The 25983-nt window shown below is 38.2% G+C and carries 23 protein-coding genes, 1 tRNA gene and 1 other RNA gene; 22 read left to right on the top strand and 3 right to left on the bottom strand.

Annotated features, from left to right (window positions below):
- Nucleotides 1–736: 736 nt before the first annotated feature.
- Nucleotides 737–827 (bottom strand) — tRNA-Ser (locus AABE15_RS01440).
- A gap of 238 nt (nt 828–1065) precedes the next feature.
- On the opposite strand from AABE15_RS01440, the gene rplU reads away from it, so the two are divergent.
- From rplU to obgE, 3 genes are all read left to right on the top strand, one after another.
- Nucleotides 1066–1380 carry a 50S ribosomal protein L21 gene (gene rplU, locus AABE15_RS01435; protein WP_338329502.1) on the top strand — a complete coding sequence of 105 codons (315 nt, stop codon included), beginning with the start codon at nt 1066–1068 and terminating at the stop codon, nt 1378–1380.
- A 44-nt stretch (nt 1381–1424) separates the two neighbouring features.
- Nucleotides 1425–1694 (top strand): 50S ribosomal protein L27, encoded by a 270-nt coding sequence (rpmA, locus tag AABE15_RS01430; RefSeq protein ID WP_338329501.1) that lies wholly within the window; start codon nt 1425–1427, stop codon nt 1692–1694.
- 83 nt (nt 1695–1777) lie between these two features.
- On the top strand, nt 1778–2821 hold the full coding sequence (obgE, locus tag AABE15_RS01425) for a GTPase ObgE (RefSeq protein ID WP_338329500.1): 1044 nt from the start codon (nt 1778–1780) through the stop codon (nt 2819–2821).
- Between the two features lie 1028 nt (nt 2822–3849).
- Here the strand turns inward: obgE and AABE15_RS01420 are convergent.
- Together AABE15_RS01420 and AABE15_RS01415 are read right to left on the bottom strand one after the other, a co-directional pair.
- Complete coding sequence (locus AABE15_RS01420) at nt 3850–4455, bottom strand: DUF948 domain-containing protein (protein WP_338329499.1); 606 nt, start codon at nt 4453–4455, stop codon at nt 3850–3852.
- A 109-nt stretch (nt 4456–4564) separates the two neighbouring features.
- The gene (locus AABE15_RS01415; RefSeq protein ID WP_338329498.1) at nt 4565–4825 is read right to left on the bottom strand and encodes a DUF2312 domain-containing protein; all 261 of its coding nucleotides are present in this window, start codon (nt 4823–4825) and stop codon (nt 4565–4567) included.
- A gap of 257 nt (nt 4826–5082) precedes the next feature.
- Here AABE15_RS01415 and zwf point away from each other — a divergent pair, with 257 nt between their 5' ends.
- The 19 genes from zwf to ftsA form a co-directional block, all read left to right on the top strand.
- A complete protein-coding gene (zwf, locus tag AABE15_RS01410) occupies nt 5083–6555 on the top strand; it encodes a glucose-6-phosphate dehydrogenase (RefSeq protein WP_338329497.1) in 1473 nt (490 codons plus the stop codon).
- 4 nt (nt 6556–6559) lie between these two features.
- The gene (locus AABE15_RS01405; protein ID WP_338329496.1) at nt 6560–7021 is read left to right on the top strand and encodes a hypothetical protein; all 462 of its coding nucleotides are present in this window, start codon (nt 6560–6562) and stop codon (nt 7019–7021) included.
- Between the two features lie 26 nt (nt 7022–7047).
- A complete protein-coding gene (gene petA / locus AABE15_RS01400) occupies nt 7048–7665 on the top strand; it encodes a ubiquinol-cytochrome c reductase iron-sulfur subunit (protein WP_338329495.1) in 618 nt (205 codons plus the stop codon).
- Nucleotides 7666–7729: 64 nt separating this feature from the next.
- Nucleotides 7730–8122, top strand: an RNA gene (rnpB, locus tag AABE15_RS01395) — RNase P RNA component class A.
- 215 nt (nt 8123–8337) lie between these two features.
- Nucleotides 8338–8811, top strand: a complete 474-nt coding sequence (gene mraZ / locus AABE15_RS01390; RefSeq protein WP_338329494.1) for a division/cell wall cluster transcriptional repressor MraZ — start codon at nt 8338–8340, stop codon at nt 8809–8811.
- Complete coding sequence (gene rsmH, locus AABE15_RS01385) at nt 8804–9787, top strand: 16S rRNA (cytosine(1402)-N(4))-methyltransferase RsmH (RefSeq protein WP_338329493.1); 984 nt, start codon at nt 8804–8806, stop codon at nt 9785–9787. Before mraZ ends, rsmH begins: the two co-directional genes overlap by 8 nt.
- Entirely contained in the window at nt 9784–10848 is a 1065-nt protein-coding gene (locus AABE15_RS01380; RefSeq protein WP_338329492.1) for a hypothetical protein, read from the top strand. The genes rsmH and AABE15_RS01380 overlap by 4 nt, the downstream gene beginning before the upstream one ends.
- A 27-nt stretch (nt 10849–10875) precedes the next feature.
- A complete protein-coding gene (locus AABE15_RS01375) occupies nt 10876–12843 on the top strand; it encodes a penicillin-binding protein 2 (protein ID WP_338329491.1) in 1968 nt (655 codons plus the stop codon).
- Complete coding sequence (locus tag AABE15_RS01370) at nt 12840–14306, top strand: UDP-N-acetylmuramoyl-L-alanyl-D-glutamate--2,6-diaminopimelate ligase (protein WP_338329490.1); 1467 nt, start codon at nt 12840–12842, stop codon at nt 14304–14306. Before AABE15_RS01375 ends, AABE15_RS01370 begins: the two co-directional genes overlap by 4 nt.
- Nucleotides 14303–15703 carry a UDP-N-acetylmuramoyl-tripeptide--D-alanyl-D-alanine ligase gene (gene murF, locus AABE15_RS01365; RefSeq protein WP_338329489.1) on the top strand — a complete coding sequence of 467 codons (1401 nt, stop codon included), beginning with the start codon at nt 14303–14305 and terminating at the stop codon, nt 15701–15703. The genes AABE15_RS01370 and murF overlap by 4 nt, the downstream gene beginning before the upstream one ends.
- Entirely contained in the window at nt 15693–16784 is a 1092-nt protein-coding gene (gene mraY / locus AABE15_RS01360) for a phospho-N-acetylmuramoyl-pentapeptide-transferase (protein WP_338329488.1), read from the top strand. Before murF ends, mraY begins: the two co-directional genes overlap by 11 nt.
- Nucleotides 16785–18179, top strand: coding sequence for a UDP-N-acetylmuramoyl-L-alanine--D-glutamate ligase (gene murD, locus AABE15_RS01355; RefSeq protein WP_338329487.1), 1395 nt, complete (start codon nt 16785–16787; stop codon nt 18177–18179).
- A gap of 8 nt (nt 18180–18187) precedes the next feature.
- Nucleotides 18188–19351, top strand: coding sequence for a putative peptidoglycan glycosyltransferase FtsW (locus AABE15_RS01350; RefSeq protein WP_338329486.1), 1164 nt, complete (start codon nt 18188–18190; stop codon nt 19349–19351).
- A complete protein-coding gene (gene murG / locus AABE15_RS01345; protein WP_338329485.1) occupies nt 19348–20442 on the top strand; it encodes an undecaprenyldiphospho-muramoylpentapeptide beta-N-acetylglucosaminyltransferase in 1095 nt (364 codons plus the stop codon). The genes AABE15_RS01350 and murG overlap by 4 nt, the downstream gene beginning before the upstream one ends.
- A gap of 38 nt (nt 20443–20480) precedes the next feature.
- Nucleotides 20481–21899, top strand: coding sequence for a UDP-N-acetylmuramate--L-alanine ligase (gene murC / locus AABE15_RS01340; RefSeq protein WP_338329484.1), 1419 nt, complete (start codon nt 20481–20483; stop codon nt 21897–21899).
- 5 nt (nt 21900–21904) lie between these two features.
- Complete coding sequence (gene murB, locus AABE15_RS01335) at nt 21905–22858, top strand: UDP-N-acetylmuramate dehydrogenase (RefSeq protein WP_338329483.1); 954 nt, start codon at nt 21905–21907, stop codon at nt 22856–22858.
- A gap of 5 nt (nt 22859–22863) precedes the next feature.
- The gene (locus tag AABE15_RS01330) at nt 22864–23811 is read left to right on the top strand and encodes a D-alanine--D-alanine ligase (protein WP_338329482.1); all 948 of its coding nucleotides are present in this window, start codon (nt 22864–22866) and stop codon (nt 23809–23811) included.
- Nucleotides 23799–24668, top strand: coding sequence for a cell division protein FtsQ/DivIB (locus AABE15_RS01325; RefSeq protein WP_338329481.1), 870 nt, complete (start codon nt 23799–23801; stop codon nt 24666–24668). The genes AABE15_RS01330 and AABE15_RS01325 overlap by 13 nt, the downstream gene beginning before the upstream one ends.
- 55 nt (nt 24669–24723) lie before the next feature.
- On the top strand, nt 24724–25983 hold a 1260-nt coding region (ftsA, locus tag AABE15_RS01320; RefSeq protein WP_338329480.1), incomplete at its 3' end, for a cell division protein FtsA.

Raw genomic sequence — 25983 nt, 5'->3', positions numbered from 1 at the left:
TGGTTACTTTTTAAACTTTAAATAAATGATCTATAACGCTTTAATTCACAATGTAATTAAATTTTAAATCTCCTTTTTGAAAGCTAGGCTCTTCTTAATTCTTCTCAATAATATCTAGCTTAAAATTGATCAATATTTTTATTCATGTCAATTTTGTAAACGTTTCCATACGACATAGGATTTAAAACACAATGCTCTTTCCAGTAACAAATTCAAAGATTTATTAAAAAATTTAATCGCTCATAAAAAAGAAAAAATTAAATAATCAAGCTTCAAAAAATTTAAATACAAAACTAGCAAAAAACTATAAGAGTAAAAAAAATTATAAAATCTCTGTAAATTAACGTTGGAATAAATGAATGATTTTAAAGAAAAAACGAATACAATTCAAATATACGCCTATTAATCAAAGAACAACAGACTATATTTTTTATCATTTTTTTTGTCAAAAGCCCACTACGGCATTATTAAAAAATAGAAAAACTAGATACAATACCCATTAAAACTGAAAAAGAAACCGTTTTTTTAAACGTTCAAGACTGTATTTTAAGCATTATTTGCAATTTTTAAATCATAAATATTGATTTCTAACGCAGTAATAACTCAATTCGAAAAATCTATTTTTCCACATTTAAAATAAAATTATTATTTCGGCCACTATAAATATCCTAATTGAACTAACCATGCGCAACGTCTAAAAATCAAAAGATATTTAAATGCATCCTTACATATGGGTTGGCGGAGAGAGTGGGATTTGAACCCACGGTACGCGATAAGCGTACAACGGTTTTCGAGACCGTCCCATTCGACCGCTCTGGCACCTCTCCCATTATGCTGATCGAAAACTATTTACAACAAAAATCCGTCCGATGGCAAATAAAATAGTGAATATTTAAGTATAATGCACAATTCTTTATATAATAATTGACTTTCATTTAAAAAAATAGATATAAGACAAGCTTCATAACCATTATTTCGTTATAAGTTTTATAATAAAATTAATCTATAAAAAGAAACTTTGCTTTGTTTTTATAAAGTAAAAAGTTTGCAGCCAGAGAGTTAAATATGTTTGCAATTATACGCACAGGGGGAAAGCAGTACCGTGTTACCCCTGATATGATACTAAAAACCGAAAAACTTGATGCCGAAGCCGGAAGTTCCGTTATGTTTTCTGAAGTCTTAGCCATTGGGACAGAAGACTCCAGCACCATTGGTTCACCACTTGTTGAAGGTGCTCAGGTAAAAGCTACTGTCATCGCGCAAGATCGTTTAAAAAAAGTTATTATTTTTAAAAAGCGTCGCCGTCAAAATAGCCGTCGTAAAAATGGACATCGTCAACCCGTCACCGTGTTGCGCATAACAGAAATTAGCGCCGCATAATTTTTGTATCGTATTCATATTTACTTTAAATCAGGAGATAAACTATGGCCCATAAAAAAGCAGGAGGCTCCTCCAGAAATGGTCGCGATACCGCAGGTCGCCGTCTTGGAGTTAAAAAATTTGGTGGGGAACGCGTTATTGCTGGAAACATTATCGTGCGTCAACGGGGTACCAAAATTAAACCTGGCCGTAACGTAGGTCTAGGAAAAGACCACACCCTATTTGCCCTTATTGATGGTAACGTACGCTTTGAAAGCAGAACCAAAGGAAACGTTCAGGTTTCCGTTGAAATGTTAACCAACACTGCTGAGTAACTATTCCTTTTTTTGGAATCGAATCACTTAAGAAAAGGGTCGATCTTATGGTCGGCCCTTTTCATTCTAACTTTGGAACAAAAATGAAATTCCTTGACCAAGCTAAAATATACGTAAAATCCGGCGACGGTGGGAATGGCGCCGTCGCGTTCAGGAGGGAAAAATTTATCGAATTTGGAGGACCTGATGGAGGGGATGGGGGTAAAGGTGGTGACATTATTTTTGTAGCCGTTAATAACTTAAACACCCTCATTGATTTTCGCTATACACAACATTTCAAAGCCAAAAAAGGTGGAAACGGTTCAGGATCAAACAAAACGGGTGCGAACGCGCCCGATGTCATTATTAACGTTCCTATTGGAACCCAGATATATGACAACGATAAAGAAACCCTTCTTGCCGATTTAGATGAAGCAAATAAACGTTTAACTTTGTGTCGCGGTGGGGATGGTGGTTTTGGAAATACTCGATTTAAATCAAGTACAAACAGGGCTCCACGAAGAGCAGACAAAGGATGGCCTGGGGAAGAGCGTTGGATATGGTTAAGATTAAAATTGATTGCTGACGTGGGTTTAATAGGCTTACCCAATGCAGGCAAATCGACATTTTTATCTGTCGTTTCTAGTGCAAAACCAAAAATAGCAGATTACCCTTTTACAACCCTGCATCCTCAACTTGGAATGGTAAGACTATCAGCAACCGAAGAATTTGTTATCGCAGATATTCCAGGGTTGATCGAAGGGGCCCATTCCGGTAGCGGTTTAGGTGTTCGTTTTTTAGGACACGTAGAGCGTTGCGCTGCATTATTACATTTGATCGATATTACCTCGGAAGATATTGTTAGCACGTGGAGAATGATTCGTAACGAGCTTAAAGCCTATGATATGTGTTTGTATGATAAAAAAGAAATTATTGCACTGAATAAAAGCGATTTAATCTCTTCAGAAAAAGCGCAAGAACAAAAAAAATTACTAGAATCAGTGAGCGAACGTAAAGTTTATTTGCTTTCAAGTGTAACCCATCAAGGGATAAACGAATTGTTACGTTATTTACAGAATTACAACAACGATTACAAATTAAAGCATTCTTCCGCTCAGGACGGGTATAACCCGATAGAACGGCTTTAAAACTAAAGGCGAATAAAACACGTTAGTATCAATAATGGTGATACGTTTAAATCAACATAGAAAAAATTTTTATAGGACACTTTAGAAGAAGAAATCTTTAATAAGTTTAGTCTCTTTGAAAATTAAAATGTCGCGCAATGATTGCGATTTTTGTTAATACTTCCAATTTGGCACGGCATAAATTTTAACTAATTAACATTCAGAAACAAGTGTGTCTCACACTGAGGGTAATTGAACTTATGCCCAGTCAAAAGAAAATTTTGGCACGTCTGTAAACATTATTCTTAAAATTCCGCTTACACAAAAAAATAAAAAGCCTAACCCCTTTCTTAAAGTCTACTTAAAGCTAATGCATTAATAGAATTAAATGAGGCATGTACCATCAATAGGAATGAAATGACCATTTAAACATAAACGCTTTTAACGATAATAATGATAATCGCGCTACTGAAATGACAAAGTCATTAAAACTACTCGGTTTGTTATGTTGTCTGCTTGAACAATGCAGATTTTAAAAGTTGAATATCTGCCTACTATAAATTAATTCTTTTGAAAAAATGACGGTTTACGTAGTCTGCAGGATTTTTCTAAGCTATTTTCTTAAAAACCAAACAATGCTAGAATAATTCTTAAACTAGGTTTTATTACAGCCAGCACTTAGAAAAAAGTTTGACCCCCTTTAACGTCTATCAAAAGATTTTTAATAAAACCCACCTTTTAACCCAGACAAAAAACAGTAGATAGCTGATAAAAAAAATCAACCCTATCGTTTGTTCAAGTACACGTGCTGAATTGTCTATTCATGGTACCAAACTTCATCACTTTTTTATTAAAAATAAAAACATTATATAAAACTTTTAAGAGTACTTTTATGAAAAGTACCGATTAAAAAACCATTACCAATATAAAATAACGACACAAAACAACGCCACATTATAATGTATTTTAGGCAATCGCATGAAGTAAACGCCAGCACTTAACGAAACCTAGAAGAATTCTTCTATAATACTAAGGCCGACTAAAGCTATTTAGCCCGGAGGCCAGCGTAAAATAGGCTCTATTCGTTTTTTATTGTTTTTAACCGATTCTCCTGATTTTTTATTTTCTTCCAAAGTAGGAGGATCGTAAATATGATCTTTGGTTTTATTATAAAATATTTGGTCCGACTTTCTATCGTTAGAAAAAGTTTTTTTTGGATATGCATCAAAAGACTGCTGTGACGACGGTTTCACCTGTGAAGCATCTATTTTTGGCTCAGGAGTACTAATACTCTTATTTCTTTTTTGTAACTCATCATAATAGCCCGTTTTAGGTCTAGTCATGACAGGAGAAATAGGTTTATTATACGTTTTTGACGATTTAGGTTGCTCAACAACGGAACCTTGCTCATCCTTTTCCACCGAGAGAGGATGAAGTCTTACGTCAAGAGAATTCTTCGTTTCGGGCAGCCTTTTGAGTACAACATTCAATTGTGCTTGCATATCTTCGAGATGTTGATTGAGATATCTAAGACGACCTTTAATACCAAACACAGCAAAGGGCATCAAAAGATAACATACAACAAGAAAAACGACGGCCACTATGAGAAGTATTTGTAACCATCCAGGTATCCAATCAGGGAAAAAAAATGACATCAACGTGACCGACCTATTTTTTTAACAACGATCATAATAACTAATATTTAAGCACAGTTTTCTTAATATTGAGAAACAAAATAGACTCTTGTAAGTCAAAAATTGTATTTTACATACCTAACGCATGTCTATACACATCAAAAAGAGTTTCCTGCTCTTCTACCTCTGAAGGCTCTTGTTTACGTGCACGTATAATACGCCGAAGGACAGGTACATCAAACCCCGCAGATTTAGCTTCGGCGTAAATATCTTTGATATCGTTTGCTAATGCTCTACGCTCTTCTTCTAAGCGCTCTATACGCTCTATAATACTTCTTAAACGATCTGCAGCAATTCCACCGACCTGTGTTGTGTTCTCTAACTCACTCATACTTATTCCTGTATCCTTTTTGGGATTTAATTCAAAAATCACGTTAAGTAATGTCTAATTATTTATTACACAAATAGAAAGCATATTCGATCCTGTATAATTTTAATTTTTTAAAATGCAAATTCCGCTATTAAGCAACTAAAAAATTCATGATATGGAGAGAATAAATGATAGATTGAATATAATCGCAAATATTTTAATAATTTCTTTTCAATAAGAACACGATTGAGCAAGAGATATCGGAAAGGTTGATTTTCATGGAATCACAACAAAAAAGTGCCTCCTTTGACTTTATTATCTTTGGTGCAACGGGAGATTTAACTACAAGAAAATTACTCCCCGCTTTGTTTTATCGCTATATTGACAAGCAAATTTCTGACAACACCCGAATTATAGGTGCTGCTAGATCTCCGCTAAGTATAGAGTATTTCAGACAACGGGCAAAAGATGCTCTTCATCAGTTTATTCGTGAACCCGATCGTACCGTCCATCACATTGATAAATTTATAAAACTGATCTATTACGTCAGTTTAAATGGAGCCGAAGCAGAAAGCAACTGGTCATCCCTATCGACTCTTTTGAATGATGATAAACAAAATCCGATCCGCATCTTTTATTTTGCAACGTCTCCTAAACTTTATGGTGACATATGCGATAATTTATCCGAAAAGAAATTAATTACAGATACAACGCGCGTAGTATTGGAAAAACCTATAGGAACCTCCCTCGAAACTGCCCAAGAAATAAACAAACGTGTAGGCAAACATTTTCCCGAAAATCGCATTTTTAGAATTGATCACTATTTAGGAAAAGAAACCGTTCAAAACATTATCGCGTTGAGATTTGCTAATCCAGTCTTTGAAAGACTTTGGAACTCTGATGCCATTGACTATATTCAAATCACCGCAGCAGAAACGGTGGGCATTGGCAATCGCGGTGGTTACTATGATGGTGCGGGTGCTTTGAGAGACATGGTGCAAAATCACTTATTACAAGTATTATGTATGGTAGCAATGGATCCCCCTATCTCCCTAAACGAAGAAGATTTAAGAAACGAAAAATTAAAGGTTTTACGTTCTTTAAAACCAATGACCCCAGAAGATGTAAAACACGATACCGTTCGTGGACAATATTGTTCGGGCAGTCACAATGGGGAAAAAATACCAAGCTATTTGGAGGACCTAAAAAAATCTCATAGCACTACCGAAACCTATGTTGCCATCAAAGCACTCATCAACACTTCTCGCTGGAGCGGAGTCCCTTTTTACTTAAGAACAGGTAAACGATTAGCTGAAAAAACCAGTGAAGTTGTCATACAATTTAAACCTTCAACATGGTCTCTTTTTCCAACCTCACCCCAACCGAATAGACTACACATACGTATTCAACCTGACGAAGGGGTATCGCTTTCCTTACAAGTAAAAGACCCTAGTAAATCCCATACCAGTCTGAGGAACACATTTATTGATATTGATTTTTCACCCGCGTTCCACATACGTTATCCTGACGCGTATGAAGGTTTACTTATGGACGTCGTTAAAGGCGATCCTTTACTTTTCATTCGTTGTGACGAGGTAGAGGCAGCCTGGCGCTGGATTGAACCTATACTCAATAACTGGTCTAAAAATAACCCGCCCTTATGCTACTATAAGTCAGGAACATGGGGACCAAAGGAAGCTCAAGAATTATTGGCTAAAGACAACCACTTTTGGCATGAAGATATGTTTTAATTCAATGAAAAATTACAAAAAAGACTTCTCAGACAAAACTTCTCACTCCTCTTCTTCCAAACTCAATGTATTCACCCGCAAAAGAATATGGCAAAGGGTTTTAATTGCTCTTTTTCTTTCGGCTGGTATCATTTTTGCTCAAAAAGCTGGCTGGCTTGATCAATTTTCGCGTCAACTCACTCAACAACATATGAATTGGTCAAATAATAGCGATGTCATTGCTTATCTCAAAAAAATAGTTGCTAATAACCAACTGACAAAGACCTCCCCTCATTGCCTTGTATATGTGATTAATAACGATAACGGCCAAGAAACTGTACGGGTAGAAGTTAGAGAACAACACAATTCTGTTTGCACAAACACACGTAAAGACTTCCCTCTTTTATTTACCTTCGAAATCAATCGTATTCAAAAAACAGTACAAATCGATAAAGGTTCACCCAACCATTTCTATCCTATACAGTGAACCACCTTCATAAATAGGCTCTGCTTATGACGAACAAATTGAAATTCGAATCCAAAGATGGTTCACGAAGAGATTTTTTAACTCTTTTAACAGCCAGTTCCATAACAGTTGGCGGTATTGCCATGACATGGCCTTTTTTAAATAGCCTCTATACACAAGATATTACGGTTGAAAATAGCTTTGTCGATATCGATATCTCCTCGTTACAAGCGGGCCAACAAATAACATTTACTTGGCAAAATTACCCTATATTCATTTTAAATAGAACCAAAACCATTTTAGAACATTTACAAGACAAAACATTAAGAACGCGTCTCCGAGACCCAGATAGCAAAGAATTGCAACAACCTGCTTATACTCAAAATTGGCACCGTTCCATAGAACCTGAAATTATTGTCATGGTAGGTGTCTGCACACATTTGGGATGTATACCTACTTTGAAACTGCGTGATACGTTGGACGGTTATTATAATTGTGCCTGTCACGGCTCAAAATTTGATTTGGCTGGCCGAGTATTTCAAGGAATGCCCGCCCCATACAATCTTGCTATACCCCCCTATAGATATTTAAAACCGACAGTTATACGAGTTGGCGAAAATCCCAAAGGGCACGATTTTGACATTCATTCGGTTCAACAAATATAATGCCATATAAATTAATATGTGAAACACTTGACTTTTTTTATTAAAACTCGCACTTTATAAAGCGTCAGATAGCCAGATGATCGCTATGGATAACTTATGTCAATAGAGGAAAGTCCGGGCTCCACGGGAAAATGGTGCCAGTTAATGGCTGGCGAGGGTGACCTCAGGGAAAGTGCCACAGAAAATAAACGGCTTACCAGTTTGCAGTTACAGCACACGTAAGTCAAGGTGAAATGGCGTGGTAAGAGCACACCGCATTTTTGGTAACAAAAATGGCAGGGTAAACCCCACCAGGAGCAAAACCGAATAGGAATAACTGATTCGTTAAAAATCAAAGGGTTCCCGCCTTGTTATTCGGGTTGGTTGCTAGAGGTACGATGCGAATCGTATCCAAGATGAATGATCATCATTTATACATTGTATAAAACAGAACCCGGCTTATCGGTTATCTGACTTCATATTGTATTCATTTTATTCAATTGTTTTAAAAGTATGCGTTAGATTTATTTCGTCTCTTTTGTACACAAAATGAATAAAATATGAGAACTATTGTCACAATTATTTGACCTCCCATGTTTTCCCATGCTATCCCATAAACATACATAAGAGACTTTTTGGGTATTCTTGTCTTAATTATTAGGAATTTTGCTTATTTAGAGGGTAACGCAACTTATGAATTTATTCCTCGGCACCCATCATAATCGTCTTGACATCAAGGGAAGAGTATCCATACCCGCAAGCTTTCGTACCTGCCTAAAACAACAAGAAAAACACAATTCTCTTATATTTCGTCCCTCTCATAAAATGCCTTGTATTGAAGCATGGCCTTTCGTTGTTTTTATGCAATTAACGCTTTCTTTGAATAATTTAGATCCTTTATCGGATGAACATGAAGATATGGCTACCGCTTTATACGCAGAAGCTTGGCCCATTGACCTTGATAAAGAAGGACGTATAATTCTTCCAGATTTTTTAAAAACCCATGCCCACCTTACCAATAGTGTCACTTTTTTAGGATTAGGAACTATATTTCAAATATGGGAACCTAAAACAGCATTGCAACGTTGCTCGTATGCACGAGAAAAAATCAAAAAAAACGCAGTTCCCCTCTCTCCATTGGTGATAAGGGAAACATTTCATGAATGATGCATATCACTCTCAAACAGTAACCAATGGGCATTACCCTGTTATGCTTAAAGAGATGATGGCGTTACTTCAACCCCAGCCAAAAAAACTCTATATCGACGCGACATTCGGTGGCGGTGGTTATAGCAAAGAAATATTAAGCGCAACATCTTGCAAAGTTATTGGAATTGACCGAGATCCTGATGCAATTTTAAGAGGGATGGAATTACAAAAAACTTTTCCTAATCTTGACCTGATACAAGGGGAATTTGGTAATATTGATAAATTACTCCAAGCCCATCATATCAAGCATTGTGACGGTATTATTCTTGATCTTGGAGTGTCTTCTTATCAAATTGATCAAGCTGAACGGGGCTTTTCTTTTCGCTTTCAAGGCCCACTTGACATGCGCATGAGCAAAGAAGGGAAAACTGCTTACGATCTTGTTAACTTTTTGTCAGAAGAAGAATTGGCTGATATATTATGGTATTATGGTGAGGAACGGTTTTCTAGACGTATTGCTAAAAATATTGTCAAAGAGCGAGCGAAAGCCCCTATTCAAACCACACAAGATCTCGTAACGCTAATTAAGAAAACAATTCCAACTGAAAAAAGTGGCATTAACCCTGCAACACGCTCTTTCCAAGCCCTTCGCATTGCCGTAAATAACGAATTAGAACAAATACATTCGGTAATGAAAAAAAGCCTTTCTCTTTTGAATCCGGGGGGAAAGCTTCTTGTAGTTTCTTTTCATTCACTTGAAGATCGAATTGTCAAGGAGGTCATGAATAGAGCTATCGGTAATATTGCCAAACCTTCGCGACACCAACTTATTCGTTTGCCCAAGCATGATAATTGCTTTGACTTTACGCTATTAACGCACAAACCCTTAAGACCTTCGCAACCTGAATGCTTGATAAATTCTCGGTCAAGAAGTGCTCGTTTAAGGGCAATAAAACGTAATGATCAACCTAAAGAAAGGAATTATTCCTTATGATGGTTCGTCCAATTACGCTTGTATGCGCCTTTACCGCTGGTCTGTCAGGGCTTTTACTTTACTCTCAAAAGCATAAAACGACCCAATTGGATCAATATATAGCAAAGATAATTTACGATACACAACGGATAAAATCCCGTACGACGATGTTACGCACAGAATGGACTTTATTAAATCAACCCGACCGACTAAAAGATTTAGCCTCACATTTCATACCTACCTTACAACCTTTACAACCAGCACAATTCGTACAAATGTCTGCTATAGCAAGTGTTTTACCCCCAGTGCAAAAAAATGCACAACCAGATAAAATAAGAGAAGAATTAACAAAGGCAGTTGCAATAAGCCGAGGTCAACCCCCTCTTCCCAGCGATAATAAAGAACACACACCTACTCCAACCCTCGCAGCAGATTTTGACCACACGTCTATATCTCAGGACATCCCAAAAGCAAGTTATGATGATACGAGAACAACGAAACAACTTCCTCAAAAGAGAATTTTAACTTCGACGGACAATAATAATATTTTCCCCGATATTGATGACCAACAAGAAAACATTTCGAGCAAAAAAAAACCAATTATGCTTTCAGGCAATAAAACAAAAAGTAAAACGTTCGCTGCCTTAGTACGAAAAAATGAAATGATAGATTCGAAAGATGTTAAAACGGGAAATCATCTAAAACAAAAAAAACCATCGTCAGATGAAATAGACAATGATCTTACCCATAACGACACGCAGCCTCAAAAAGAATATCTCGTAAAAAATGTTTCGTTTAATATAAATTCTGATAAATCGAAATTTTTAAAACCATCCACGGAATCAGCCCAGAAACTAACAACGACGAAAGACCAGTCTAACTTAAGCACCAAACATGTTATCAATCGTAAAAAAAGTAAATACGAAGATAAAACTAGAACCTTATCCAATTCATCTCATCAACTGACGCATGAATTTACCAGACTTAGTCGGAATGAATCATCAAGAAACCAGTTTTCAGAATCGGCATTAAGTAATCATCAAGAAACAGCATTGCCAGCCCCAGTCCCCTTTACTCGGTAAATATATTAATTAAGGTTTGAACGATAAATGCAAAACCGAGACGAGCGTGACAAACATTACTCTTATCAGCACACCCGGAATTCCCCTTCGACTTTAAGAAAAAAAATTGAAAGAGGCACTTACGATTCATTAGAAAAAACAAGAGTACGACTGCTATTAACGGCTTGCGCTTTTTGCTTTTTTTTTGGGGCGGTTGCTTTTAAATTAATATTGGCTACCATTATTATGCCACTCCCCCCCCAAAAACAACAGATCGCTCCCCAAGTCCCTCCAATACCCGTAAGTGATCCTAAAGGTATAATGGCCGGAGATTTTTCTCTACCCCAAATCAAAAGAGCCTCTATTATTGACCGCAATGGTCAAATACTAGCCATTTCACTCCCTGTCGCCCAAGTCTATGCCAATCCTATGGAAATTATTGATCCTGTTGATGTCACGAACAAACTAAAAGTTATTGTGCCACAATTGAATACCAGTCAAACAACAAAACGTTTGTCTTCCAAAAAACAATTTGTGTATATATTGAGAGATATTACCCCTCAACAAGAAATTGCTATTAACAATCTGGGGATACCAGGCCTTTATTTCGAAGCTGGCGAACGTAGACATTATCCCTTAGGCCGTATGGCCGCCCATATTTTAGGTGGCGTTGATATTGATGATCATGGTATCGCTGGTATAGAAAAATACTTTGATCAATCGTTAATGCACCTTCATAAGCCGTTAAGGCTTTCCCTAGACACCCATGTGCAAACCGCAGTACAGGAAGAAATAGAAACAGCCAAAAATACCTTTCAAGCCGAAGCAGCTTGCGGGATTGTTATGGACGTTCATACAGGCGAAATTATTGCTATGCTGAGTCTTCCTGACTTCGACACCAATAATTTTAGCAAAACACCCCCTAACTCGAGATTTAACCGGGCAACAAACGGAATGTACGAACCGGGTTCTACATTCAAACTTCAAAATGTAGCGATGGCTCTTGAATTAGGTGTAGTACATATTTGGGATCGCTTTGCCACAGCTCCCATACGCGTGGGGCGATTTACCATAACGGATTTAAAAACAGACCATTTCCCTCCTTACCTTTCTTTACCAGAAGTAATGGCTTATTCTTCAAACCCTGCGTCTGCTCATATTGCATTGGATGTTGGTGCAGTTCGGCAAAGAAACTGGATGAAAAAAATGGGGTTTCTTGACCGTGTGCCTATTGAGCTACCTGAATCGGGGCGCCCGCTCGCCCCTTCCGTAAAAAATTGGGGAGTATCCACTGTAATGACTGTGGGATTTGGTCACGGTGTTGCCGAATCCCCTCTTGCTATTGTTAGAGGAACAGCAGCAACCGTTAATGGTGGTTTTTTGTTAAATCCTACATTACTCGCTCAAGAAGAAGAGGGGATTTCTGATGACTCCTCGAACGTTAACGAAGTAACCGATTTAGAATATAAAGGAGAACCTGTTATTTCCCCTAATATCTCTGCCCTTTTAAGAAAAATATTACGTTTGGACGTTACCAGAGGCACCGGGAAAAATGCAGAAGTACCCGGTTATTTTGTAGGAGGAAAAACAGGTACAAGTGAAAAAGTCAGTAAAACAGGGGGCTATCTTAAACATGTAAATGTATCGGCTTTCACCGCAGTTTTCCCAATGAATAATCCAAAATATGCTGTGTATGTCATGCTTGACAGTCCAAAACCAACGCCGTTTACTCATGGCTGGACGACAGCCGGGTGGAATGCTGCCCCAACGGTGTCAAAGATTATTGCTCGTATTGGACCTATGTTGGGTATTTTTCCTAATTTAAAAGAAATGCGTTCAATTGATGCGGAAATGGCTCTTTCTTTACAACCAACTGTTCCTAGGGGTGTACGAGCATTAGGTCCAGGAAACGATCCTGGGGATCCTCGATTATCAAATTCTAGGGCACTAAAAAATAAAAAGAAAAAAAATTCGTCTGTTCAAATAGAACGTATAAAACAAAGTCACTTGCAATGATTACTTTAAATGACCTTTTACCTGCTATGGGTTTGCCTACTATTGAACCGACTATCCCTATCAAAAATATAAATTTTGATAGTCGATGTGTTAAACCCGGCGATCTTTTTGTTGCTATACCTGGTAACCAAACCAACGGATGTGCTTTTATTGAGGAAGCGGCTGCCAAAGGAGCATCCGCCATTGTTATGCCTCCACATACGTTTATTGATAAAAATCATTCTTTTTTTCCTGTTTACCACGATAATCCCAGATTAGCCTTATCGCTCATAGCTGCGTCAGTCTTCCCCAAGCAACCTCATCACCAAATTGTTGTCACAGGTACTAATGGAAAAACGAGTACCGTTGATTTTATACGTCAGATGTGGGAATTCAAACATTTACCTACAGCCAGCATTGGTACGTTAGGCGTTGTTAATAATGTTAACTATCTTTACGAAGGGCCTGCCTTAACCACTCCAGATTCCCTTACCCTACATCGTATCTTAAATGATTTGGTCAAACGTCATGTACAGCATGTTGCTATAGAAGCCTCGTCTCATGGCCTATCACAGTTCCGATTGGAAAATATTGTTGCACAAGCTGCTGGCTTTACTAATTTGACCCGAGACCACCTTGATTATCACGGCAGTTTAGACAATTATTTTAACGCCAAACTTCGATTGTTTAACACAATACTTCCTGAGGGCGGCATAGCTTGCATCAACGCCGATATAGAACCTAAATTTCTACGTACAATAAAAGAAGTGACAATAAAAAGAAAAAATCAACTGAGGTTAGTCGGGGAAAATGGACAATTCATCAAAATTTTAAACGTCAACCCTACGCCCTACGGTCAAGATTTCAAAATCATGACGTGTAAGGGAGAACAATACTCTCTTACCGTTCCTTTATTGGGTCGCTATCAACTTGATAATATATTATTGGCCCTGTCTTTAATCACTTCAGACGCAGATGAAATGAGTGAATATCTACCTTACCTTCCTGCCTTACGAGGGGTTAAAGGACGTCTGCAACAAGCAGCTCTATTACCAAATGGTGCAGCAATTTACGTCGATTATGCCCATACACCCGACGCACTTAGTCATGTCTTACAATCGTTAAGATCTCATACGCAAGGAGAGCTTTATATTGTTTTTGGAGCTGGCGGAGATAGAGACAAAGGGAAGAGGCCTTTAATGGGAAAAGCAGCTGCCAAATGGGCGGATCATCTTATTATTACGGACGACAATCCAAGAACCGAAAACGCAGATCACATAAGGAAAGAAATAAAATTAGGCTGTGAAACGGCCTTAGAAATACCGGGTCGAGAAGAAGCTATAGCAGAAGCGATAAAAAAACTTAAAAAAGGAGATATTTTAGTTGTAGCTGGCAAAGGTCACGAACAAGGACAGACCATTGGTCATAAAACATATCCTTTTGAAGATGTAAAAATTATACAACACTACGCGAGCAACTTATGATATGCCAATGGACAGAAAAAGATCTTTTGCTTGCAACAAATGGAACCCTTACTAAACCGCTTAACACAGTCGGCACAGGCGTGTCTATTGATACACGAACTTTAAAAAAAGGAGATATTTTTATTGCTTTGGTTGGGGAACGCAACAACGGGCATCTCTACGTCAAAAAAGCGTTTGAGCTCGGCGCGTGTTGCGCAATTGTAAGCCAATCCATTGATGAGAAAAAAAGCAATATTTATCCACTTCTTCGTGTACCCAATACCTATGATGCCCTTACAAAAATGGGATTTTACGCTAGAACGCGTTTTAAGGGAAAAATGATCGCCATTACAGGAAGTGTAGGCAAGACAACCACAAAAGAAATGATGAAAGTTGTTTTATCGCACTTTCACAAAACGCATGCAGCACTAGGTTCGTATAATAACCATCTTGGCGTCCCCCTAACCCTAGCTAATTTGGATAAAAATGCCTATTATTGTGTGTGTGAAATAGGAATGAACCACCCCAATGAAATAGCTCCACTGGCTCACATGGTAAAACCGAATATTGCTATGGTTACGGAAATTTCTTCCTCACACCTAGAATTTATGCAAAGTTTAGATGATATTGCTTTAGAAAAAAGTGAAATTGTTAGCGGCTTACTTAAAAATGGCACACTTATTTTGCCGGAAAACCTATACGGGCTACAATATTTCATAAATAAAACTTTAAATAAACCTATAGAAATTCTTAAAGTAGGAATCTCTGTAAGCGCCGATATTTTGTTGAAAGAAATACAACTGACAAAGACGGGGTCCAACTTTGCGTCAGTCATAAACGGACAACATATTCCTTTTTACCTTAGTGATCCTGGGTATCATTTGGTAAAAAACGCTGGTCTGGTTATCGGCGCTGCGAGTTCTCTCGGTTTGGATATGAAAAAAGTTGCTCAAGCACTTTCTACCTTTAATGCAGGAGCAGGTCGCGGTAAGCAAATTCTTTTACACTATAAAAATGTTGTTATTTTAGATGAGAGCTATAATGCTTCTGCTTTGTCTATACAAGCTTGCCTCAAAACGCTAAAACTCATTGCCAGCAAACGCAAAATTGCTGTGTTAGGCGATATAAAAGAACTCGGTCAATTTAGTCAAAATGAACATCTGTCTTTAATACCTTATCTTTTAAAATATACGGACAGGGTTTTTGCTTGCGGACCCATGATGAAAATCGTATTTGATCACCTTCCACAACATTTACAAGGGGCATGGGGTCCAAGCGCAAACAACCTTATCCCCTTTATCCAAGACGATTTACTTGAATACGATACCTTATTAATTAAAGGAAGCCATAGCATGAATATGAATACCATTATCCATGCATTAACCGTTTTAGCTAAAAGGAATAAGGATGCTTTATAATTTTATTATGCATCACGGGCTGGAACATAAGACCCTGCTTAATCTGTTTCGTTACATTACCTTTCGAGCAGGGGCAGCGTGTTTTACCGCCTTCTTATTAAGCCTATGGCTTGGACCTCTTATCATCGCAAAATTAAAAACAATACAACGGGAAGGTCAACCCATAAGAACATTGGGGCCAGAGCGTCACATCATAGAAAAAGCGGGCACACCGACTATGGGGGGGGTGTTAATCTTATCCAGCTTGACCTTGTCAACTCTTCTCTGGGCAGATTTAACCAATGGTTTTATTTGGATTACCCTTTTAACTACATTAAGTTTTGGTTTCATTGGATTTTTTGATGACTATCATAAATTAGCAACAAGAAGCTCAGATGGATTGAGTAAAAAAACACGTTTGGGTGCAGAATTTTTGATATCTTTATGTGCCACTTATTTTTTACAACACATAACGCCTCCAGTACTAGCAAATATGATTGCTCTACCTTTCTTTAAAAACATATTAATTCCTTTGAACTACTTTTTTCCATTATTTGGCATGATAATCATTACAGGATTTGGTAATGCCGTTAATTTTACGGATGGTTTAGACGGTTTAGCAATCGTTCCTGTTGTTATTTCTTTTTTGGTCTTTTCACTTATCGCTTATATTGTCGGAAATATGGTCTTTGCCGATTATTTACAGCTTCATTTTGTTCCAAAAACTGGGGAACTAGGTATTTTTTGTGCAGCAGTTATTGGCTCTGGCTTAGGATTTTTATGGTTTAATGCACCCCCTGCTTCTGTATTTATGGGGGATACTGGATCCTTATCTTTAGGAGGAGCTTTAGGAACCGTTGCGGTTGCGGTTAAACATGAACTCGTTCTCTGCATTGTAGGTGGATTATTTGTTGTAGAAACGTTGTCCGTTATTATTCAAGTGGGATGGTATAAGCGTACCAAAACACGCATATTTTTAATGGCTCCGCTCCATCACCATTTTGAAAAAAAAGGGTGGGCTGAACCTAAAATAGTCATTCGTTTTTGGATTGTTTCGATTATGTTAGGTCTTATTGGTCTTGCTACCTTGAAGTTGCGTTAAATGGAATTTTCATCATCTCTTTTAAACGGAAAACGGTACGCAATTTTGGGCCTTGGAAAGAATGGCGTTGCCGTGGCTGAACGTCTATTATCTATGGGAGGATTAATACAAATATGGGACGATTTACCTTTAAAAAGAAAAGCGATTTCCAAAAAACTACAACCTTACCTTTCCCCTTTAAACAATTTAGAATCTTTTGATGCCCTTATTCTTTCTCCTGGGATTCCTCATCAATTACCCAGTCCGCATCCTGTCGCGCAACATGCAATCGCTATAAACCTCCCCATTTTATCCGATGCTGAACTCCTTTTTCGTGCGGTTAGAGCCTCGGGGTCTAACGCTGTATTTGTTTCAATTACTGGCACAAATGGCAAATCAACCACAACCGTTCTATTAACGCATCTTCTGAATCAAGCTGGCATACAATCCGTTGCAGGCGGAAATTTAGGGCCGGCAGCGCTCGCTTTACCATTGCTAGGGGATAAAGGCGTCTATGTATTGGAAATGTCTTCCTATATGCTGGAAAGACTTGATACCTATAAGGCTAATATTTCTTGTCTTTTGAATATCACACCCGATCATCTTGAAAGGCACGGCACCATGCACCATTACATCAATGCAAAACGTCATGTTTTTGATCGACAAAATCAGCAAGATCTTGCAATCATAAGTATTGATGACCCTTTATGTGCAAACATTGCCACCGATCTGATTTATAATCGCCAAACAAACGTTCAAACGTTCTCAATAAACCAAGACAAATGTAATTTTTACATTCAAAACGCGATCATAAAATATAAAAAACATTACATCGCCAATTTGAACCAAGCCAAATCTCTACCCGGGGCACATAACGCCCAAAATGCTTTAGCTGCGTCGGCTATAGCCTATCGACTGGGCTTAACGTCTGAGCAAATACAAATAGGGTTAAATAGCTTTGAAGGATTAGATCACAGGCAAAAACCAGTAGCAACCATTCGCTCCATTACATTTGTTAACGACAGTAAAGCAACCAATGCAGATGCCGCCGCGAAAGCTCTTTCTTGTTATCCTAAAATTGTTTGGATTGCTGGTGGATTAGCAAAAGCAGGGGATATTAAAAGCTTAGTTCCTTATTTCCCACAAATAGAACTTGCTTTGCTTATTGGTAAGGATGCTCAAATTTTAGCCCAAACCTTAGAAAGTCATTCAGTACGTTTTCGTATTGTTAAAACCTTAGACAAAGCCGTGCAACAAGCTTATTCTTTTGCCCTAACAAATAAAATTAACACCGTACTTTTATCTCCCGCTTGCGCCAGCTTTGATCAATTTAAAAATTTTGAAGAACGCGGCGAACTTTTTACTCAGCTGGTGAATAATTTATCCAAAAAAGTCTTACAACATCAGATAATTTAGGTTGTTAAATGGCAAGCATATCACGTATCGATAATTCAAAATTAGGCTCCTGGTGGCGTAATATTGATCACTGGACTTTGGGATCTGTAGGATTGCTTATTGGGTTTGGTTACATACTCATGCTGGCAGCCAGCCCTGCTGTCGCCCAGCGAATTGGCGCATCAAGAGATATGTTTATTTTTAAACAAGTAATGTTTCTAAGTCTTGCAACCTTTATTATTTTAGTAAGCTCTATGCTTTCAACCACCGGGGTAAAAAGACTGGCACTTATCGGTACAATTATCTCCATTTTAGCGACTGCTTATACATTAGTACACGGTATGGATATAAAAGGAGCACGACGATGGATAGCTTTACCCATCATGTCCATACAACCTTCCGAATTTCTTAAACCTTGTTACGCTATTTTAACGGGTTGGATACTAAGTCGATGGAATAATAGATATTATATACCCAGTTTTGTAATCGTTTTGGCTCTTTTTGGAATTATTTTGGTATTATTAAAATCTCAACCCGACATAGGCATGCTTGCAGTTATTACCGTGGTACTATTCACTCAACTTTTTATTAATGGATTGAATATGTTTTGGGTTTTATCGGCTTTTGGCAGCATGATTGCCGCATTTATCGGTGCCTATACCGTTTTTCCTCACGTTCAATCGCGTGTTGAGCGCTTTATTCATCCAAACATTGGTGATCATTACCAAATTGATACGGCCTTAAGAGCATTTGGTAATGGTGGTCTTATGGGTCGTGGACCAGGGGAAGGTCGCGTAAAAGATTTATTACCCGATGCGCATGCTGATTTCGTGTTTGCCGTAGCCGGTGAGGAATATGGTATGATTGTATGTATGTTCATTATTGCTATTTTTTGTTTTATAGTCGTACGAACATTGCTAAAATTAATTAAAGAAGATGATCCTTTTATTATTCTTTCTGCTTCGGGATTAATTACAGGGTTTGGATTGCAAGCATTTATTAATATGGGATCGACCTTGCATCTAATTCCAACCAAAGGAATGACCTTACCTTTTATTTCTTATGGAGGCTCTTCAGCCATTTCAATTGCTTTAACACTTGGAACCCTACTCGCCCTTACCCGAAAGAGAATTGAAACGCCCAAATTTCGACAAAATAACCTTCCTTTTAGCAAAAGGAATTTAATGCAATGATTAAACCTAAAATCGCTATTGTTGCAGGGGGCACAGGAGGTCATTTCTTTCCTGCTAAAGCTTTGGCCATGCAACTTAAGGAACGGCATTATCCTCTTCTTTTTATAACCGACAAACGCATTGAAGATTCACACCTAGCAGAATGGGATAATGTACAGCAATTTGTTGTTGACAGCGCTGGTTTGGCTAAAAAATCTTTAACACATAAGGTACATAATAGTTTTGAACTGATAAAAGGAATTTTTCAGTCTAGAAAAATTTTAAATGAAAATCCGGTCTCCGTTATAATTGGTTTTGGTGGGTACCCATCTATTCCTCCTCTCTTCGCAGCAAAATTATTTCAAAAGAAAAAAAGGCCGATTATTATCCTTCATGAAGGAAATGCTATTATTGGAAAAGCAAATAAATTGCTTATACCGATTGCCAACGCCATAGCCACTTCTTTTCCTAAAGTTAAAAACTTACCTAAGGAAAAAATAACAGTTAAAGAGACGGGCCTACCCGTTCGATTTGAAATCGAAAATCTTTATGGATCGCCTTATCGCTTGCCTACCGATAAAATTAACCTCTTAGTATGGGGGGGCTCCCTTGGTGCAAAAATTTTCAATGATATTGTTCCCCATGCTCTTACCAAGCTACCTAATTTTATTAAACAAAAACTTTCAATTGTACAACAAGTCAGGTCAGAAGACATAGAAACGGTTTCTAATTTCTATGATAGGGCACAGATTCAAGCACAAGTTTTGCCCTTCATCGATGATGTAGCGTATCAACTTAAACGAACACATTTAATCATAGGCCGTGCAGGAGGATCTTCCATAGCAGAGCTATCGTTAATCAAGCGTCCCGCTATTCTAATTCCTTATCCTTTTGCTGCTAACGATGAGCAATATTATAATGCTATGGCTTTACAAAATATGGGAGCGGCTTGGGTTATAAAACAAAGCCAATTTACTGTTTCAGCCCTAACTGGCTTACTAGATGATTTATTGGAACATCCTTTTAAATTACATCAAGCCGCCAACTCCAATTGCCTCCACTATCCTAAAGCAGCAAAAAAGCTCGCCGATTTAATAGAATCTTATATATAGTCACTTTGCGCCTTCTTTTTTGAGAAAGAATATTTACTATGCGATCCCTTCCCCTTTCTATTGGCACTATTCACTTTGTCGGTATAGGCGGTATCGGTATGTCAGGAATTGCAGAAACATTACATTATCTTGGTTATTCAATCCAAGGTTCCGATATATCGGAAAATTCTAATGTTCAGCGATTAAGAAAACTCGGCATTACGGTTTTTATCGGTCATAAAGCAGAAAATCTTGGTCATGCCCAAGTTGTTGTCGTTTCCACCGCAATTAAAAAAAATAATCCAGAAATTGTTACCGCGCGTTCTTGTTTTATTCCTGTAGTTCGTCGCGCAGAAATGCTAGCAGAACTCATGCGTCTTCGGTGGTCTATCGCTGTAGGTGGTACGCATGGAAAAACAACCACGACGAGTTTAATAGCCACGCTGCTTGAGCACGCTAAATTAGATCCTACTGTCATTAACGGTGGCATTATTGAAGCTTATGGAACCAACACGCGTATGGGGTCAAGCGACTGGATGGTTGTTGAGGCAGATGAAAGCGATGGCTCGTTTTTGCACTTACCTCTCGTTATTGCTGTCGTCACCAATATGGATTCTGAACATATGGATCATTGGGGAACGGTTGAAGCAATGGAAAACGCATATCAGCAATTTGTTTCTCGTATACCTTTTTATGGTTTCGCTGTTCTATGCATTGACCACCCTGGTGTTCAGAAAATGTTACCGACGCTATCGGATAGACGTATTATTACGTATGGATTTTCACAGCAAGCCGATATAAAAGCCGATAAAGTCATTTCCGATAAATTGGGCACTACTTTTCATGTTATAATAACCGACAGAAACAAAAAAGTTCATCGTCGAATTGGCCCTTTTCGCTTACCCATGCTTGGACAACACAACGTACAAAATGCCCTGGCTGCAATAGCCGTAGCGGTAGAAATGGATATCAATGTAGACACAATTCGGTCCGCTTTTGCTGGTTTTAAAGGCGTTAAACGTCGATTTACTCGGGTTGGCGAAATTGGAAAAATTACCATTATTGATGATTATGGCCATCACCCTGTTGAAATTGCCGCTGTGTTAAAAGCAGCCAGGCAAGCAACATCTCATAATGTCATTGCTGTTGTCCAACCTCATCGTTACACACGATTAAAAGATTTATTTTCTGAGTTTTGCTCCTGTATGAATGACGCGAGCACCGTTATCGTTGCCGATGTTTATCCTGCAGGAGAAGAACCTATTGCAGACTATAATCGAGATACGCTTATAGAGGGATTGCGTGCTCATGGGCATCAATCCGTTGTTGCACTGCATCATCCCGATCAACTGGCAGAAATGATCAATGCCATTGCTTTGCCTGGCGATTTTGTTATTTGTTTGGGAGCAGGTTCTATCACACATTGGGCACATGCCTTACCCGAACAACTTACCCAATTACAAAAAAAACATCATTAAAAGTCATGACGATCAAACACGTTTTTACGCAAACAGCAATACAAAATTTGCTTTCTAATTTGCAAGGTAAATGCCTATTTAATGTACCTATTCACAAAAAAAGTTGGTTTCGGGTGGGTGGAAATCTTGATGTGTTAATTCAACCTGCAAATGAAAAAGATTTAATTTATCTTTTACAGTCTATCCCTGCCGACTGGCCTATTTTCATCTTAGGAGCAACATCCAACCTCCTTATAAGAGATGGAGGTATCGCAGGAATATGTATTCAACTTCGTAAAGGGTTTAACGATATTGTTGTTGAAGAAGACGGACTCGTAGTAGGTGCTGCTTGTTTAGATTCAACTGTAGCAGAGCAAGCAGCTTATTATGGTTTTTCTGGATTGGAATTTCTTACGGGTATTCCAGGCACTATAGGCGGAGCCATCAAAATGAACGCAGGGGCCCACGGCTCCGATATGGCTTCAATCTTAGATTGGGTGGAAATTGTTACCAAAGATGGAAACCTTATACGTTTATCCAGTGCACAAGCGGGATTAAGCTATCGACATTCCTCTTTGCCTCCAGACGTTATTATCGTAAAAGCTCGTCTTAAAGGAATAATTGGCGACAAAGCTGAAATTCAAAAAACAATGTCACGTATTAAAGCGCGTAGAGAACAAACACAACCTATACGCTCTCGCACCGGGGGCTCAACATTTCGTAATCCAGAAGCTTCACTCTCTCCCTACAAAGCCTGGCAACTTATTGATATGGTCAATGGAAGGGGTTTAAAAATCGGCGGGGCGCAAGTAAGTGAAAAACATTGTAACTTTCTTATTAACACGGGAAATGCAACGGCTCTTGACATAGAAAATTTAGGGGAGGAAATTCATAAGCGTGTTTTAAATCATTTTGGTATTAATTTACTATGGGAAATCAAACGCGTTGGACGTCTTCAATCCTATGAAAGGATAAATTAACAACAATGAAACGTGTGACAGTCATCCGAGGAGGTATTTCGTCTGAAAGAGACGTTAGTTTAAAAAGCGGGGAAAACGTTATCAAGGCCTTACGCCAAAAGGACTACCGTGTAAGCGATTTAATCGCAAACGACGACTTGGAAAATATTATTCAACTTCTCCGTTCACAAAAACCAAACGTGGTTTTTAACGCTTTACATGGTCGCTTCGGCGAAGATGGTGCAATTCAAGGCGTCTTAGAATGGTTAAATATCCCTTATACACACTCTAGGATTTGCGCTTCGGCTATGGGGATGAATAAAGTGGTGACTCGAACCTTACTTGCCGAATCAGGTTTGCCTGTTGCCAAAGGTAAAGTGGTTTCTTTTGATAAATTTTTAGAATGCGATCCTTTTGCTGTCCCTTATGTTGTTAAACCTATTGAAGAAGGGTCTTCCGTAGGCGTACACCTTGTACAAAGTAAGAGCCCAAAAGAAAGACAAGAACAGAGACAACATATTTTAAATAATTGGCATTATGGTGATAAAATTCTAGTTGAAGAATTTATACCTGGTAAAGAGTTAACCGTATGCGTTTGCAATGATGAAGCATTAACTGTTACGGAAATAGCTTCTAAAAATCATATATTTTACGATTACGAAGCAAAATACAAAACAGGCGAATCCAAACATACATTACCCGCAAAAATACATCCTAACGCATTTGAACAAGCCTTAAATTATGCTGTGTCTGCGCACAACATATTAGGATGTTCACCCGTTTCAAGAACAGATTTTCGCTATGACGACCAAAATGAAAAGGAAAACAAACCAGGGAAATTGTACATTCTCGAAGTAAATACGCATCCTGGAATGACAGAAACTTCTTTATTACCAGAGCAAGCAGCCTTTCGAGGAACCACCTATCCATATCTTTGCTCTTGGTTAGTGGAAAACGCGAAATGTCGTACCTAAACAAACCTTCTGATTATCAAAACGACAGGCCATCTAAAGCCAGCATTACATTTAGACGACTAAAACGTTTAGCAAAACCTTTCATCCTGCTCGTGTTCATTATAATTTTGCTAGGCGGAGGAGAATGGTTTATTTACAAAACATTTTCTCCTAAAGACTATATCACAATAGAAAATAAAATTGCCTCTTTAATTCCTATGAAAATAAGCGAAATAGAAATTACAGGTTGTAAGCTCACTCCTGAACAAGAGGTTAAAAATGCACTTGGCATGCCTATGGGAAAGTCCATTTTTACTTTTTCCATTAACAATGCACAAAAAAGGCTAAATGAATTACCATTTGTTGATCATGCATTGGTCAAAAGACAATTACCCAAAACCATTATTGTTAATATCGTCGAACGTCGTCCCTATGCAATATGGCAAAATCAAGGTAAATTTATGCTTATAGATCACGAAGGGAAAATCGTAAATGACCAAGGCATGAGCGGCAAAGACGAACAAGCCTTTTTAAAATTACCCTTAGTTGTCGGTGTAGGAGCCAATAAAGCTGCTTCAGATCTACTGGACGATTTAGCTTCCCAACCAGAAATTCAAAAACGTGTCGTCGCCGCAGTAAGAGTAAGAGAGAGGCGTTGGAATCTAGATTTAAAAAACGGTATCATTATTCGCCTGCCTGAAAATCAAGAACTTCCTGCTTTGCAACGATTAACTACATTACAAGAGCAAATTCAGCTTTTAGATCGTCCCATACAAGTGGTTGATTTGAGATTATCAGACCGATTAATTATTCAAGAAAACAAGAATTCCCTTCATACACCTAGGGACGAAACCCCTGATTTGGCGCATACTCCATAATTTAACTCCTTTGTAATGCAATATCATCAGAGATTATCATAGTTAGGTATCCTTTATGAGTCAGCTTCTTCCTACTCCAAAAAAATCTAAGAAGCCTTTAATCCCAAATGGGAACTCGTTGACCCTTGCATCCTCTCGTCAATTAATAAAAAGCAATTCTTTTCCACCTGATGATTTAATACATGAGAAATGGTTACCGGGTGTTTTTGGTGTTCTTGACATCGGAAGTACTAAAATTACATGTCTGATTGGACAAGGAAAATCCAATGGAAAGCTGCAAGTGCTCGGATACGGATGGAGACGTTCTCATGGTGTTCGACAAGGAGGGATTGTTAGCCTCAAAGCTGCAGAACGTGCTATTCGCTCTGCTGTTGGGCAGGCTGAAGAAGCCGCAGAACGTAGACTAAATAAAATTTACGTCAATTTATCAGGAGGCAAACCTTCCAGCCAAATCTTTCATGTTGATTATCCTATTGGTGGACGAGAAATTAACACTCAAGATATTTATAGAATAGTTAATGAAGGCGTACTTAGAGCACAAATTAACGGACGTGAGATCATACATGCTTTACCTCTAAGTTTTGAAGTGGACGAAACCGCTGGCATAGAAGATCCAAGAGGGTATCAATGCAATCGATTGAGTACTCAAGTACATGTCATCGACACTTCTTCAACTTCTTTAAGAAATCTTGCTACCGTTTTAACAAAAGCTGAACTCGAAATTGAAGCCATTGTATCGACACCTCTCGCTGCAGGCTTAGCGGTGATGACCGCCGATGAAAGGGATCTTGGGGCCACCATCATTGATTTGGGAGGGGGAACCACTTCAATCGGTATTTATAGCGAAAATCAACTTATTCATACTTCACAGATACCTATAGGAGGAACGCATATTACACGAGACATAGCAAGTATTCTTTCCACCTCAATAGATACGGCGGAGTGGTTAAAAACAACTCGAGGAAGCGTTGAGTATTTGTATGGTGATTCTCAACAGATACCTATACAAATTATGGGTGATAACGATTATGATTCTGTGATAAATATATCATTATCAAAAGTTATTTCAATTATCCGACCAAGAATTGAAGAAACGCTTGAGCTTATCCGTGATCGTTTGGATAATGTAAATGTTGGATATAACACTAAAAATCGTGTTATTTTAACAGGAGGAGGGTCTTTACTTGATGGAATAGGCCCCTTAGCTGCTAAAATACTGAATCGTCAAATAAGGCTAGGAAAACCAAACAATATTATAGGGTTACCAGACGATAATACGACAGCTGCAACATTTTCTACCGCCGCAGGATTACTT

It is taken from the genome of Commensalibacter sp. Nvir, assembly GCF_963921845.1.
Classification (GTDB): domain Bacteria; phylum Pseudomonadota; class Alphaproteobacteria; order Acetobacterales; family Acetobacteraceae; genus Commensalibacter.
The sequence above is the reverse complement of the archived record's forward strand: the minus strand, read 5'-3'. Positions and strand labels throughout refer to the sequence as shown.

Excerpts from the sequence above, each read along its gene's own strand:
- murB (WP_338329483.1), top strand. The coding sequence starts at position 21,905 with ATGACGATCAAACACGTTTTTACGCAAACAGCAATACAAAATTTGCTT.
- rplU (WP_338329502.1), top strand. The coding sequence starts at position 1,066 with ATGTTTGCAATTATACGCACAGGGGGAAAGCAGTACCGTGTTACCCCT.
- petA (WP_338329495.1), top strand. The coding sequence starts at position 7,048 with ATGACGAACAAATTGAAATTCGAATCCAAAGATGGTTCACGAAGAGAT.
- AABE15_RS01330 (WP_338329482.1), top strand. The coding sequence starts at position 22,864 with ATGAAACGTGTGACAGTCATCCGAGGAGGTATTTCGTCTGAAAGAGAC.
- AABE15_RS01380 (WP_338329492.1), top strand. The coding sequence starts at position 9,784 with ATGATGGTTCGTCCAATTACGCTTGTATGCGCCTTTACCGCTGGTCTG.
- obgE (WP_338329500.1), top strand. The coding sequence starts at position 1,778 with ATGAAATTCCTTGACCAAGCTAAAATATACGTAAAATCCGGCGACGGT.
- AABE15_RS01405 (WP_338329496.1), top strand. The coding sequence starts at position 6,560 with ATGAAAAATTACAAAAAAGACTTCTCAGACAAAACTTCTCACTCCTCT.
- murF (WP_338329489.1), top strand. The coding sequence starts at position 14,303 with ATGATATGCCAATGGACAGAAAAAGATCTTTTGCTTGCAACAAATGGA.
- rsmH (WP_338329493.1), top strand. The coding sequence starts at position 8,804 with ATGAATGATGCATATCACTCTCAAACAGTAACCAATGGGCATTACCCT.
- murD (WP_338329487.1), top strand. The coding sequence starts at position 16,785 with ATGGAATTTTCATCATCTCTTTTAAACGGAAAACGGTACGCAATTTTG.
- AABE15_RS01420 (WP_338329499.1), bottom strand. The coding sequence starts at position 4,455 with ATGTCATTTTTTTTCCCTGATTGGATACCTGGATGGTTACAAATACTT.
- AABE15_RS01370 (WP_338329490.1), top strand. The coding sequence starts at position 12,840 with ATGATTACTTTAAATGACCTTTTACCTGCTATGGGTTTGCCTACTATT.
- mraZ (WP_338329494.1), top strand. The coding sequence starts at position 8,338 with ATGAATTTATTCCTCGGCACCCATCATAATCGTCTTGACATCAAGGGA.
- AABE15_RS01415 (WP_338329498.1), bottom strand. The coding sequence starts at position 4,825 with ATGAGTGAGTTAGAGAACACAACACAGGTCGGTGGAATTGCTGCAGAT.
- mraY (WP_338329488.1), top strand. The coding sequence starts at position 15,693 with ATGCTTTATAATTTTATTATGCATCACGGGCTGGAACATAAGACCCTG.
- rpmA (WP_338329501.1), top strand. The coding sequence starts at position 1,425 with ATGGCCCATAAAAAAGCAGGAGGCTCCTCCAGAAATGGTCGCGATACC.
- murG (WP_338329485.1), top strand. The coding sequence starts at position 19,348 with ATGATTAAACCTAAAATCGCTATTGTTGCAGGGGGCACAGGAGGTCAT.
- murC (WP_338329484.1), top strand. The coding sequence starts at position 20,481 with ATGCGATCCCTTCCCCTTTCTATTGGCACTATTCACTTTGTCGGTATA.
- zwf (WP_338329497.1), top strand. The coding sequence starts at position 5,083 with ATGGAATCACAACAAAAAAGTGCCTCCTTTGACTTTATTATCTTTGGT.
- AABE15_RS01325 (WP_338329481.1), top strand. The coding sequence starts at position 23,799 with ATGTCGTACCTAAACAAACCTTCTGATTATCAAAACGACAGGCCATCT.
- AABE15_RS01375 (WP_338329491.1), top strand. The coding sequence starts at position 10,876 with ATGCAAAACCGAGACGAGCGTGACAAACATTACTCTTATCAGCACACC.
- AABE15_RS01350 (WP_338329486.1), top strand. The coding sequence starts at position 18,188 with ATGGCAAGCATATCACGTATCGATAATTCAAAATTAGGCTCCTGGTGG.